Annotated in this window: 6 protein-coding genes; 3 read left to right on the top strand and 3 right to left on the bottom strand. The window is 70.0% G+C overall.

Features of this window, described 5'->3' with window-relative positions; genetic code table 11:
• The first annotated feature begins 18 nt into the window (after nt 1-18).
• On the top strand, nt 19-1,260 hold the full coding sequence (locus ACFE67_RS03815; protein WP_375405547.1) for a hypothetical protein: 1,242 nt from the start codon (nt 19-21) through the stop codon (nt 1,258-1,260).
• A 5-nt stretch (nt 1,261-1,265) separates the two neighbouring features.
• On the top strand, nt 1,266-2,243 hold the full coding sequence (locus tag ACFE67_RS03810) for a co-chaperone YbbN (protein WP_375405546.1): 978 nt from the start codon (nt 1,266-1,268) through the stop codon (nt 2,241-2,243).
• Between the two features lie 14 nt (nt 2,244-2,257).
• Here the strand turns inward: ACFE67_RS03810 and ACFE67_RS03805 are convergent, their stop codons facing one another.
• From ACFE67_RS03805 to ACFE67_RS03795, 3 genes are all read right to left on the bottom strand, one after another.
• Entirely contained in the window at nt 2,258-3,718 is a 1,461-nt protein-coding gene (locus tag ACFE67_RS03805; protein WP_375405545.1) for a sugar transferase, read from the bottom strand.
• Nucleotides 3,719-4,159: 441 nt separating this feature from the next.
• Nucleotides 4,160-6,385 (bottom strand): 1,4-alpha-glucan branching protein GlgB, encoded by a 2,226-nt coding sequence (glgB, locus tag ACFE67_RS03800; protein WP_375405544.1) that lies wholly within the window; start codon nt 6,383-6,385, stop codon nt 4,160-4,162.
• Nucleotides 6,386-6,408: 23 nt separating this feature from the next.
• Nucleotides 6,409-8,511, bottom strand: a complete 2,103-nt coding sequence (locus ACFE67_RS03795; RefSeq protein WP_375405543.1) for an alpha-1,4-glucan--maltose-1-phosphate maltosyltransferase — start codon at nt 8,509-8,511, stop codon at nt 6,409-6,411.
• Between the two features lie 362 nt (nt 8,512-8,873).
• On the opposite strand from ACFE67_RS03795, the gene ACFE67_RS03790 reads away from it, so the two are divergent.
• The gene (locus ACFE67_RS03790; protein ID WP_375405542.1) at nt 8,874-13,628 is read left to right on the top strand and encodes an RHS repeat-associated core domain-containing protein; all 4,755 of its coding nucleotides are present in this window, start codon (nt 8,874-8,876) and stop codon (nt 13,626-13,628) included.
• The last annotated feature ends 268 nt before the right edge of the window (nt 13,629-13,896 follow it).

Genomic DNA, 13,896 nt, shown 5'->3' with positions numbered 1-13,896 from the left:
TCGCTGCTGCTCGATGCCGTGGCGGCCGCGCTCATCGGCTTCGCGGTGCTGAACCGGCGCCGACCCAACGTCTTCGGCACCATCGTGGGGGCCATCTTCGTCGGCCTGCTGCTGTACGTGTGGGCGCTCGTCCACGTGCGTCGGCAGCGAGGCCCGCGCCGGAAGCCGCCGACGAGGAGCCAGAAGCGGCCGCAGCCGCCGAAGTACCGCCCGCAGCGCCCTGCCTCGGCGGCGCCGGCACCGAGCCGCGGTCGGCGCAGCGTGCGGCCCCGGACGGCCCTCGGCTTCTCCGGTGCCGTCGTGCTCGCCGGTGCGCTCCTGGCGCCGGCCGCCGGCCCGGCCGTCGCGGCGACGACGCCCGTCGAGGCCTCCACCACCGAGGCGCAGGCGACCAGGATCGTGCACGACGCGGCCACCGTCGCGGCCACGGCGGACGAGGACCTCGACGCGGGGACGCTGGCCACGCGGTTCACCGGTCCCGCGCTCGAGCTGCGGAAAGCCGCGTACCTGATCAAGAAGAAGCAGAAGAAGGCCGCGCTGCCGGCTTCGATCCCGGCCGCTCACGCGGTGATGAACCTGATCCTGCCCGAGGCGACGGATCGCTGGCCGCGCACGCTGTTCGCCACCGTGACCGACGGCACCTCGAAGCGGATCGCGCCGGTCGCCGTGGCGCTCGTCCAGAACGACCCTCGCTCGGCGTACAAGGTGCACTACGCGATGCGGCTGGTCGCCGGAGCGAACCCGCCGGATCTCCCCTCCGCGCTCGACGGCGCCAAGCGGCTGGACGCCGGCACCCCGGTGCTCGAGGTGGAGCCGGGCCAGCTCGCGGCCGACTACGGCGTGCTCCTGACCGACAGCAGCAGCGCGAAGGCCAAGCAGTTCCGGCAGGGTGACGACCTCGCGCGGCAGGTCGGTGAGGCGGTGAAGAAGAAGATCGCGAAGAAGGCGGGGACCGCGAAGATCACCTACAAGGATCTGGGTTCCGACGCCGGTTCGGTGATCGCGCTGTCGACCGCGGCCTCCGGTGCCCTCGTCTCGGTGCAGCTCAACGAGCAGCAGACGACGAAGCCGAGCATGAAGGGGGTCACCATCTACCCCAGCGGCAACACGAAGATCCTCTCGAAGACGAGCTCGACGCTGAAGGGCATTCGAGCGGTCTACGGCTACCAGCTGCTGTTCGCGGTGCCGTCCGCCGGCTCGAACCAGCCCGTCGTCCTGCTCGGCTACGATCAAGGGCTGATTTCCGCGAAGGAGTTGTGACGACCGTGGCCGCTGTTCCCGCCTCCCCTCCCGGTGGGCTCCGAGGAGCCATCGACCTCTCTCCCCTCGTCGCCCGGCAGAACCAGCAGACCGCGCAACCGCCCCGGCCGGCGACCTCCCCGGGACGGGGCGCGCCGGAGGGAGGCGGGCCGGCGACCGGCTCGAACCTCGTCGTCGAGGTCGGTGACGCGGAGTTCGGCCAGCTGATCGAGCTGTCCCGCACGGTCCCCGTCATCGTCGCGCTGGTCGCGACCTGGAGCACCCCGTCGCAGGACCTCGTCGTGATCCTCCGGGACGCCGTCGAGGCGGCGGCGGGCCGGCTCCTGCTCGCGATCGTCGACTCCGACGCGAACCCGCAGGTCGCGGCGGCCTTCCAGGCGCAGTCCATCCCGACGACCGTCGCCGTGATCGCCGGCAGCCCCGTACCGCTCTTCGCCGGGGTGGTGCCGGAGCAGCAGCTCGCCCCGCTGCTCGAGCAGGTGCTCGAGCTCGCCGTCCAGAACGGCGTGACCGGCGTCGTGCCGGGGGCGGCGGTGCAGGAGGGGGAGCCTGCGGAGCCCGAGCCCGCGCCGCTGCCGCCGCTGCACCAGGAGGCGTACGCCGCGATCGAGCAGCAGGACTACGCGGAGGCCGCTCGGCTGTTCCGCACCGCGATCGCGCAGGATCCGCGCGACGTCGCCGCGGTCGCCGCGCTGGCGCAGGTCGAGCTGCTCGACCGGCTCCGCACGGTGCCCGAGGACGCCAGGGCGATCGCAGCCGGTGATCCGAAGGACGCGAAGGCAGCGCTGGCCGTGGCCGACCTCGACATCGCCGGCGGCCATGTCGACGACGCGTTCGACCGGCTGCTCGACGCCTTCGCGAGTGCGTCCGCCGAGGATCGAACGGTGATCCGCACCCGCCTCCTGGACTTCTTCGCGCTCACCGGTCCGGACGACGCCCGCGTGGGCGCCGCGCGCCGGCGGCTCGCGACCCTGCTGTACTGACGCCGCGCCGCAGCTCAGTAGGCGCCGGAGGAGCTGGTCACGGCCTTGGCCGTCCGCCAGAGGATCTGCAGGTCCTGCGTCATCGACCAGTTCTCCACGTAGTAGAGGTCGAGCCGGATCCCGTCCGCCCATTCGAGGTCGGACCGGCCGCTGACCTGCCACAGGCCCGAGAGGCCCGGGGTGACGGCGAGGCGGCGCAGCTCGCGCCGGTCGTACTCGGACACCTCGGACGGCAGCGCCGGGCGGGGGCCGACGAGGCTCATCTCACCGCGCAGCACGTTGACGAGCTGGGGCAGCTCGTCCAGCGAGTAGCGGCGCAGGACCTTGCCCACCCGGGTGATCCGCGGGTCGTCGGCCATCTTGAACAGGCCCTTGCCGAGATCGGTCGTGAGGTCGGCTCGGCGCAGGTCGGCGTCGGCGGACATGGAGCGGAACTTCAGGATCGAGAACGGCTCGCCGTCGCGACCGATCCGCTCCTGGCGGTAGAAGACGCCGCCTTCGGAGTCGCGGCTGATCAGCAGCGCGATGACGGCGAGGACCGGCGCGAGCAGGACGAGGCCCACGCAGGACGCCACGACGTCGAACAGCCGCTTCATCGTGCGGCCGATGCCGGCCTGGTGGGGCGTCTCGACGTGGATCAGGGGCAGGCCGGCGACCGGGCGGAGGTGGATCCGCGAGCCGCCGACGTCGGTGATGCTGGGCACGACCACCAGGTGGTGGCGGGGATCGAGGTGCCAGGCGAGGTCGCGGATGCGCTCGGCCGAGAGGTGGTCGCTGCTCGTCGCGATGACGGTGTCGGCGTCGAGGGCGCGCAGGGCGTCCGGCACGTCGTCGACGTCGCCGACGATGCGCAGGCCGGCGATCGTGCCCTCGGTCGCGCCGTCCGTCAGGGCGACGCCCACGACGCGGTACCCGTGACCCGGCTGGCGGGCGAGGTCGAGCGCGGTGCGCACGACCGTCTCGGTCGAGCCGAGCAGCACGACGCGGTGCGAGTCGAGGCCGGCAGCCCGGCGGGCCATCAGCCGGCGGCGCCACACGGACCGGCCGACGACGAGCAGCGCGGTACCGACCGGGACGACGGCGCCCGCCCAGAGGCGGGACAGGTCGACGCCGAGGAAGAACCCGACGACGATCGTGATCACCAGGGTGGCGACGCCGGCACGGATGACGCGGCGGTACTCGGTGGTGCCCGTCCCGATCTCGTCCTCGTCCCGGGAGTCGACGACGGCGAGCGCGACCAGCCAGAGCACGGCGAGTCCGACCGAGATGGCCGGGTAGGGCAGCACGGCGGCGTACTCGGCGTTGGTGGCCACGCGCTGGGCGGTGCCGAAGAGCGCGAGGTGACCGATGAGCACGGTCGCGGCGACGATCGCGGTGTCCGTCGCGGCGAGCTGGAGCGCGAGGCGCTGCGACCAGCGGCGGGCGGTCGCGGCGCGCGTCGCGGAAGCGCGGAGGGTGATGGGGGAGGCGGTCATGGTCCTTGTGGGGGTTCGGACCTGGACCGGCGGCATTCGGGTGCGCGTCGGTCCGGGAGGGAGTCGCGGGGACGATTCCATGTCGGGCAGGCGGCACCCGAGTCGCTGGGGAGCGACGGGCCCGCCGTGGGGGTGCTTCGACGCTATTACCACGGAGGACCGGCAGACAAGCCGTGTCCTCAGAAGTGCGGACCCCAGTTCGGGGTCCATTGCATTCACTGCGGCGCTGGACGCGCCGCAGATAGCGACCGCATCACGACAACCAGAGAACGCGCGTGGAGAAGCAGGCCCTCGAGCCGTCAGCCGAAGGGCCGTTCAGGCCCGCCGGTACGGCAGCTGCGCCGCAGCGGCGGCGGCGCAGCCATGAGCACCGGGCCGTTCAGGCCCGCCGGTACGGCAGCTGCGCCGCAGCGGCGGCGGCGCAGCCATGAGCACCGGCCGCTACCTCCGGGCCTTCGGCTTCAGGAGGAGGGCGCCGAGCGGCGGCAGCGTCAGCACGACGGAGGCGGGCTGGCCGTGCGACGGCTCTGCCTCGGCGACCGCGGAGCCGTAGTTGCCGACACCGGACCCTCCGAACTCGCCGGCGTCGCTGTTCAGCAGCTCCTCCCAGGTGCCGGCGAACGGCAGCCCGATCCGGTAGTCGCTGATCGGACGACCGGAGAAGTTGAAGATGCAGGCGACCGGGTTGCCGTCGCCGTCCCAGCGGAGGAACGCGATGACGCTGTTCGCGGCGTCGGCGCCGTCGATCCAGCTGAAGCCGGCAGCGGAGGTGTCCTGCTGCCAGAACGCGGCGTTCTCCCGGTAGACCCGGTTCAGCTGCGAGACGAAGCCCAGCAGCGAGCGGTGGGCGGGCTGGTCGAGGATCCACCAGTCGAGCCCGCGCTGCTCGCTCCACTCGCTGCGCTGACCGAACTCCTGCCCCATGAACAGCAGCTGCTTCCCGGGGTGCGCCCACTGGAACGCGAGGTAGGCGCGCACGTTGGCGAGCTGCTGCCACGGGTCGCCCGGCATCTTGCCGATGAGCGAGCCCTTGCCGTGCACGACCTCGTCGTGGCTGATCGGCAGGAGGAAGTTCTCGCTGAAGGCGTACACGAACGAGAACGTCAGCTCGTCCTGGTGGTAGCTGCGCCACATCGGGTCGTTGGCGATGTAGCGCAACGAGTCGTTCATCCAGCCCATGTTCCACTTGAGCCCGAACCCGAGCCCGCCGTGGTCGGTGGGGTGCGTGACGCCGCTCCAGCTGGTCGATTCCTCGGCCATCATCACCACACCGGGGTGCAGCTTGTAGGCGGTCGCCGTGGTCTCCTGCAGGAAGCCGATCGCCTCCAGGTTCTCGCGCCCGCCGTCCTTGTTCGGCACCCACTGGCCCGGCTCGCGCGAGTAGTCGAGGTAGAGCATCGAGGCGACGGCGTCGACCCGCAAGCCGTCGACGTGGAACTCGTCGAGCCAGTAGAGCGCGTTCGCGACGAGGAAGTTCCGCACCTGGCTGTCGCCGAAGTTCGGGATCAGCGTGCCCCAGTCCATGTGCTCGCCGAGCCGCGGGTCGCTGTGCTCGTAGAGCGCTTCGCCGTCGAACTTCGCGAGCGCGAACGCATCCTTCGGGAAGTGGCCGGGCACCCAGTCCAGGTACACGCCGATGCGCGCCTGGTGGAGGCGGTCGATCAGGTACTTGAGGTCGTCCGGGTGCCCGAACCGGGACGTCGGCGCGTAGTAGCCGGTGACCTGGTAGCCCCACGACGGCTCGTACGGGTGCTCCGCGAGCGGCAGGAACTCGACGTGCGTGAACCCGGTCTCGTGCAGGTAGTCGATGAGCTGGTCGGCCGCCTCGCGGTAGCCGAGGCCCTGGCGCCACGAGCCGAAGTGCATCTCGTACACGCTGACCGGCTGGTCGACGGGGTTGGACGCGGCGCGGGCGCTCAGCCAGCCGGAGTCGCCCCAGCGGTACGAGCTCTCGGTGACGACGCTGGCGGTCGCGGGCGCCTGCTCCGCGTGCCTGGCCATCGGGTCGGCCTTCTCGATCCACTCGCCCGCGCGGGTGAGGATCTCGAACTTGTACGCGTTGTAGGGGTCGAGGCCGGGCAGGAACAGCTCCCAGACGCCGTTGGCGTCGAGCCGCCGCATCGATGCCAGCCGCCCGTCCCACGCGTTGAAGTCGCCGATCACGCGCACCGCCTGCGCGTGGGGTGCCCAGACCGAGAACGAGGTGCCCCAGGTGGCCCGGTGCACGCCGTGCAGCTCGCGGTGGTGGGCGCCGAGCATCTCCCAGAGGCGCTCGTGCCGACCCTCGCCGAACAGGTGCAGGTCGACCTCGCCGACGCTCGGCAGGTACCGGTACGGGTCGTCGGCGGTCCAGGTCGGTGCGTCCTCGTACGACGTCTCGACCAGGTAGTCCTGGAACCCGGCCACCGAGACGCCCTGCCACACGCCGGCACCGATGTGCCCGAGCTCGATGCGGGCACCGGAGTCCAGCACCGCGACGACCTCGCGCGCGAACGGCCGGAGCGCACGGATGACCACGGCTTCCGTGTCGTGGACGGGGTGCTGGCCGAGCACGGAGTGGGGTCCGGAGTGGGTGCCTTCGGCGATCTGCGCCAGCACCTCGTCCGAGGGGACCGGCGCGATGGGTGTCTCGGCGATCGGGTCCTCCTTCTGGGTGTTCTTGGGCATGGGACGAGCCTCCAGGATGGTCGTCAGTCCTCGACGAGGAGGATGTGGACCGGTTCGGCGTAGGGGTCGAGCCGGACGAACGGGTCGGCGCCCCACTCCCAGCGCGCACCGGTGATCAGGTCGCGCACGGTGAACGTGTCGTCCGGCAGTCGGCCGAACGCGGTCGGGTCGAGGTGCACGATCGTCTCTCTGGCGCCGTGCGGGTCGAGGTTCGCGACCACGATGATCGTGTCGGGTGAACCGGTGCCGGTGAACTCCGCGTCGAGGTGCTTCGAGTAGGCGAGCAGGTGCTCCGACTCGGTCCAGTGGAAGTGGATGTTGCGCAGCTGAACGAGCGCCGGGTGATCCCGGCGGATCCCGTTCAATCGCGCGATGTAGGGCGCGAGGGTCGTGCCGAACATCGAGGCCTTCGCCCAGTCGCGCGGCCGGTACTCGTACTTCTCGTTGTCGATGTTCTCCTCGGAGCCCGGCCGCGCGACGTTCTCGATGAGCTCGTAGCCGGAGTAGATGCCCCAGGTGGGCACCGAGGTCGCCGCGATCGCGGCCCGCACCTTGTACGCCGCCGTCCCGCCGAACTGCAGGTACGGCGTGAGGATGTCGTGCGTGTTGACGAAGAAGTTGGGCCGCATGTAGTCGGCCGTCTCCTGGGAGAGCTCCACCAGGTAGTCGGTGAGGTCCTCCTTCGTGTTGCGCCACGTGAAGTAGGTGTAGCTCTGCTGGAAGCCGACCTTCGCGAGGCCGCGCATCATCGGCGGTCGCGTGAACGCCTCCGCGAGGAAGATGACATCTGGTGCCGACGCGTTCACGTCGTGGATCAACCGCTCCCAGAAGCCGAGGGGCTTCGTGTGGGGGTTGTCGATCCGGAAGATGCGGACACCGCGATCGATCCAGACCTGGAAGATGCGGCGCATCTCGGCGTACGACCCCGCCGGGTCGTTGTCGAAGTTCAGCGGGTAGATGTCCTGGTACTTCTTCGGCGGGTTCTCGGCGTAGGCGATCGTGCCGTCGGCGAGCGTCGTGAAGAACTCCGGGTTGCTCGTCACCCAGGGATGATCGGGGGAGGCCTGCAGCGCGATGTCGAGCGCGACCTCGAGCTTCAGGGCCCTGGCGCTCGCGAGGAAGGCGATGAAGTCCGCCTCCGTGCCGAGGTCGGGATGGATCGCGTCGTGCCCGCCCGCGGCCGACCCGATCCCGTAGGGGGAACCCGGGTCGTGCGGTCCCGCGACGAGCGTGTTGTTGGGGCCCTTGCGGTTCGTCGTCCCGATCGGGTGCACCGGCGGGATGTAGACGACGTCGAAGCCCATCTCCGCGATCGCCGGCAGCCGCATCGCGGCCGTGCGGAACGTGCCGGAGGTCCAGGAGCCGTCGTCGTGGCGGACCGCGCCCTCCGACCGCGGGAAGAACTCGTACCACGAGCCGTATCCCGCGCGGAGGCGCTCGACGCGCAGCGTGCGGGACGCACCGCTCGTGACGAGGCTCGCGATCGGCGCGACGGCGATCGCGTCGGCAACCCGCCCGGCCGTCACCATCTGCCAGCGCGACGGCGCGTCGGACGTGCGGTCGCGGAGCGCACCGGCGGTGTCGCGGAGGAGCGCCGCGGCGTCGGCACCGCGGCTGTCCTCGTCGGCCACCCGCTCGAGCAGCCGCGCGCCCTCCTCGAACATCAGCTCCACGTCGATCCCGGCGGGGATCTTGATGCCGGCGTCGTGCAGCCACGTGCCCCAGTCGTCCCGCCAGGCGTCGACGTGCCAGGTCCATGCCCCGACCTCGTCGACCTGGACGGAGGCGGACCAGCGACCGAGGCCGGGGTTGATCGGCAGCAGCGGGCGGCGCACGGCACGGCCGGATGGCGCGGTCAGCACCACCGCCGCGTCGATGACGTCGTGGCCCTCCTTGAACACCGTCGCGGAGAACGGGACGACTTCGCCGTCGAACGCCTTCGCCGGCCAGAGGTCGTCGGGCTGCTGCGGGGAGAGTTCGAGGATCGGGATCCGGCCGAGGACCGGAGTCCACGGATCGGGCTTCTTGGTCGCGCGGCGCCCGGGCGTCGCGCGGTTGCCCGCCGTTCTCGGTCGCTTCGGGGCGGGCCCGTCGCCCCCTGCTGCCTGGGTGTCAGCCACGTGCACACCATACGAGCACGGGTTGAAAGGCGCTTGGGACGCGACGGGGGCTCGACCGGGACGGCGCGGACGAGGACTCGTGGGGCGGGCCCGTTTCCCGAACGGGGGTGGTGCGCCCGGTGTGCGAGGGCAGCAGGATGGGCCCGAGTCCGGAGCCGGGGGAACGCGACCCACGCGTCTGCTCGGGGCTCGATGGGGACGACGCTGTGGTCGAGCGCATGACGAGTGGTTCCGGGTTCGAGAAGGGATCCGTCGCACGCCGGGGACGGCGATTCGCTTCACCGCGTCCTCGGGCGTCGCGAGCGGGCGCGGTCCGGGTGATTCTGGTTCCGCGTTCGCGCCCGGCCGCTGTGGCCATGGGTACGGTCGTGGCAGTCCTGCTGAGCGGAGCGCTCGCTGCCCCGGCGGATGCGGCTGTCGTCTCGCCGGCGGCTGAGGCGGTGGGCCGCGCGAAGCCACTGCAGCCGGACAGCAATCACTACACGGGGCTTTCCGCGGCTCGGAAGGCGGCGCTGGAGGCGGCGGCTCGGGCGCAGCCGACGCCGTCCGGCAAGCGGGTCGAGGATCGTGCGCTGCGGACCGCGAACTCGTCGACGGTCGTCGACCCGTCGAGCGGTACGCGGATCACGCGGATCTCGCCGCAGCCGCTGAACGTCCGTGACGCGGCCGGGAAGTGGCAGCCTGTCGACACCGAGCTCGTCCCGGCCACCGGCTCGACGTGGCGGACGGTGTCGACCGGCTACGAGGTCGCTGTGCCCAAGGTTCTGAACGAGCCGGTCCGGTTGGTCGACGGGCAGGATCCGAGCCGCTGGGTGTCGATGGAGCTGGTGGCCGAGGGGTCGGAACCGTCGGGTTCCGCGACTGTTGCGCCGTCGAGTGCGCGGGTGGGGGCGCGGCCGGAGGAGTCGGTCGGCTCGGCCGACGGTGACACGGTGACGTTCGAGGATGCGCTGCCCGGTTCGGACCTCGCCCTGCTGGCGACTCCCACCGGCCTGAAGGAGACGGTCACGCTCGCGTCGCGGGACTCCCGATCCTCCTGGAGCTACCGCCTGAAGGTCGCCGACGGGCTCACCGTCACCGAGTCGCACGACGTGATCCGCGTGCGCGACGCGGGCAAGACCGTCTTCGTACTGCCCGCCCCGTTCATGGACGACGCTCATGGAGCGCACTCGGATGCGGTGGCGGTGGAGCTGGCGAAGGCGGATGGGACAAGCGACCGGTTGGTCACCGTGACGCCGTCGAAGGCGTGGTTGAGTGCTGAGCAGCGGGTGTGGCCCGTGGTGGTAGACCCGACGATCGAGTTCCCGGCGTCGATCATCGGGTGCGCGATCTCCGGCTCGTCTCCGTCCACCTCGGCGTGTGGCAGCCTGCCGATCCCATTGTCCTGGGACTCGAGCACGGGCGAGCAGGAGCGGGGGCTGCTGTTCTACCCGGACCTCTTCGACGTGATCCCGGCTGATGCGCAGATCGCGCAGGCGCAGTTGAAGGTCGAGGTCACGCCGGTTTCGGGTACCGCAACCACATCGGTGGACGTGCGGGAGCTGTCGCGGTACTTCAGACAGGGCGCGACGTGGACCGACAACGGTGACGGCGTCTCCTGGTCGACCCCTGGCGGAGACCGGGGGCCGGCGGTCGCCCGCACGACGGTCGACCCGGCGACGGGCGGCGATGTCACCTTCGACGTCGCGGCGACCGTGCAGCGCTGGATCGAGGGCACGTCCGACTACAACGGCTTCGAGCTGGAGAAGACCGAAGCCGAGACCGGCGGTGCGCCCGTGCGGTTGACCAGCGAGGACCAGACCTCGCTGTCCATCGAGTGGAACCCGCGCGCAGGTGTCCGGAAGGGCAATACCGCGGTCGTGTCGACGGACTTGGACGACGCGACGAGCGTTCGGGTGAACCCGGCGACCGGCAACGCGCAGGTCACGACCCGGCAGCTGCGGATCGCCGGGCTCGGGCTCGATCTCGACGTGTCGCACACCTCGAACAGCGTCACGAGCGCTGCGCTCGGGGTCTACGGCAAGCGGTGGGTCGACTCGCTCAGCGGCGTCGGCCTGCAGCCGTACCGTGGGTCGCTGTTCTACCGGGACGGCAGCGGCGCGGACTGGACGTTCTACAGGGCGCTGGACGGCGCCTGGATCCGGCCGACCGGACTCGACGCGGACCTGGTGGACAACGGGAACGGCACCTACACCCTCACCGAACGTCGCTCCAAGGTCGAGCAGACGTTCACGGACATCGGTGTAGCCGGTGACGCGTACTTCGGGCTGTCGAAGGTGAAGGACCGCAACGGCAACGAGATCACCTTCACCTACGACGCTTCAGCGCGGCTGCCGTACAACGACCGCCTGGTCCTGCGGACGGTCACCGACACCCGTGGCCGTGATCTGGACATCGCCAACTTCGGCTCGTTCAACTCGTGGTCCAGCGATGTGACGAACCGCACCCCGACCGTGACGGTGACGAACAGCCGTCTGGTCAGCGAGACCAACGCCGCGGGCGGTCAGACGAAGTACGAGTACGACGCCGACGACCGCGTCACCGCGATCACGGTGCCCGAGGGGCAGCGCACCGAGCTCACCTATGACGGTGACGGACGGGTGCTCACTGTCAAGCGCGTCTCCTCGACGCAGGGGAACCCGACGTGGTCGTTCAGCTACGGGACCTTCGATCGCTCGAACGGCGCACCGGCGACCAGCACAGAGGTGACCGACCCGAACGGGAACGTCACGACGTACAAATCCGACGGTCGCGGCCGGGTCGGTGAGGTGACCGACGCCCGCGGCAAGAAGCGGTCGAGCACCTACACGCCGAACGACGACGCACTGACGACCACCGGCGCCACTGCGGGTGCTGGGTCGACCGCACAGACCTCGACGAACACCTACGACGACGCTGGAGACGCCTCGGCCGCCACCTGGAACCTCAGCAGCAGCCGTATCCCGACCGGCGCCGGGATCGCGAACACCTACGGCTCCGGTGTCCGCCTCTACGACGTGTCCACCTCGACGGATGCTCGCGGGACGACGACGGACTACGACTACGACACCGCCGGCAACCAGACCACCGTGACGCGCGGCGGAGTGACGGTGCAGAACCTCTACCAGGGCAACACCGACCCCGACTACGGCGGCACGGTCGACTGCGGACCCACCGTGAGCGGGACGGTGACGGCGACGAAGCCGGGCGTGCTGTGCGAGACCCGAGACGGCGCCTACGTCGTCGGCTCCTCGGCCGCGGCGACGACGGCGCACCGGACCGCGTACCGATATGACGAGCTCGGCCAGCTGACCACGATGCTGCCCGGGACTCCGTCTGCGCAGCAGGAGCAGACCTACGAGTACGACGACCTGTCCCGGCTCACCCAGACCACGGACGGCCGCGGGCAGACCACGATCTACGGCTACGACGCGATGGACCGCCTCACCTACACCCTGTACTCCGACGGCCGAGTCGTGTCGAAGTCCTTCGGTGAGGAGCGCGGCAACGGTTGGCTGCGCGCCGTCGAGGAGTATCCGGCGGACTCCGAGAGCCCCGACCGACAGTCGAGCTACCTCCGGGACGACCTCGGCCGGTTGCGTGGCACGATCACGCCCGAGGCGACCATCAACCTCAAGTACGATGCGCTCGGGCGTCTCACGGAGTACACCGATGCCGGTGGTGTGGTGAAGTACGGCTACAACACGGCGAATCAGCTGACCTCGCTGGCGCTGCCTGGTGGGTCGTGCAGTGGGCAGAGCCTCACGACTCCGGGTGCGGCGTCGACGAAGTGCGTGCTCTTCGGCGTCGATGACGACGGACGGCGCACCTCGACCCGGTACCCGGGCGGGCAGACCCTGGCGACGAACCTGGACGACGCGGGCCGGTTGCAGCAGGTCGTGGGCTCCACCACGTCCGGCTCGACCTCCACGCAGCGGTTGAACCTTGCCTACACGTATAGCGACTCCGCGGCACCCTCCAGTGGATCGAACCCCAACAAGGACACCGGAGTCGTGACCCAGGCGGTCGACGCCCTGACGGGCAAGACCACCACCTACGGACACGACGGACTCGACCGTTTGACCGAGGCGTCCACTGCGCCGACTGCTGGTGGTGCGGTGACCGGGTTCGAGGGCTTCTGCTACGACGGTGCCGGGAACCGCACGAAGTACCTGAACTCGGTATCGGCGACCTGCTCGTCGGGGTCGGCTGCGGCGACCTACTCCTACAACGGCGGCAACGAGCTCACCTCGGCGTCCGGGGTGTCGCCGACCGGATCAGCCCTGGCGGGGAGCGGGTTCTCGTATGACGGCAACGGAAACCAGACGTCGGCGATGTCCGGTGTCGGCCTGGCGACGTCGTACGGGGCGCAGAATCAGGCGTCGTCGTTCACGCCGGCCGGCGGAAGTGCGATCGCGCAGTCGTATTCTGCCGGTGATGGTGGGAATGGGGAGCGGGTGAAGTCCGGCACTGGCAGCGGTGCGACGTCGTTCGCGGTGACTCCGTTGTCGCCGGCTCCGGGATGGTCGAAGTCGGGGATCATGTCCAGGTGGACGGTCCGAGACCCCGACGGGCTGTTGATCGCGGTCCGGATCGGTGCGAACGCGGCGACCGCGGCGGAGTACTACCCGTTTGCCGACAATGTCGGTTCGGTGCGGAACCTGGTCAAGGCGGACGGAACGGTCACGCACTCGTACACGTACTCGGTGTTCGGGGCGACGCTGACTTCGAGCGAGGCGTCCGGGGCGAGTCAGCCGTACCGGTACGGGGCCGGGTACACCGACACCGCCACCGGACTGATCAAACTCGGGATCCGCTACTACGACCCCGCACAAGGCCGCTTCACCCAACACGACCCCACCGGACAAGACCCGCACTATATCTACGGCGGCAATTGCCCATCGACCCTTAATGACCCGACTGGTGCCCTATCTAAGGGTGTGCTGTGCGGAATTTACGGCGGAGCTGCAGCTGTGGGGGGTGCGGTCGCCGCTGGGGCTGTTGCTTACACTGTCATCACCGCCGGAGCGAATGCGGTACCAGTCGTCGGGCAGGCTAACTCGTCCGCCGGGGTTGTTGTCGCAGCAATTGCTGGCTTGATCAGCGCCGCTGGCGGTCTAGGACTTTGGATTGCCGGCTGCTAATGAGATCTGAGTACCTTATTGCCGGGGCAAGCGTGATTGTGCTCAGCGTAGTTTATATTGCGGGTCTTCGTCAGCCAATTGGTAAGTACCGGGCGGCCGGAGACGCCTTCGCTCTAGTGCTCGTTGCTCTCGGAGTGAGCCTCATAATCGCTGGAGTGCTAGGGCTTGGCGGTTAGGCTGCGATGGTAAGACCAGCGATGATATCGGGTAGCAGCGCAGTCGTATTCTGCCGGTGATGGTGGGAATGGGGAGCGGGTGAAGTCCGGCA

Source organism: uncultured Amnibacterium sp. (assembly GCF_964244015.1).
In the GTDB taxonomy this organism is placed as follows: domain Bacteria; phylum Actinomycetota; class Actinomycetes; order Actinomycetales; family Microbacteriaceae; genus Amnibacterium.
This window is presented reverse-complemented; position numbering and strand designations above follow the sequence as displayed.

What these genes read in the sequence shown, in the direction of transcription:
- ACFE67_RS03805 (WP_375405545.1), bottom strand. Translation starts at nt 3,718, where the DNA reads ATGACCGCCTCCCCCATCACCCTCCGCGCTTCCGCGACGCGCGCCGCG.
- glgB (WP_375405544.1), bottom strand. Translation starts at nt 6,385, where the DNA reads ATGCCCAAGAACACCCAGAAGGAGGACCCGATCGCCGAGACACCCATC.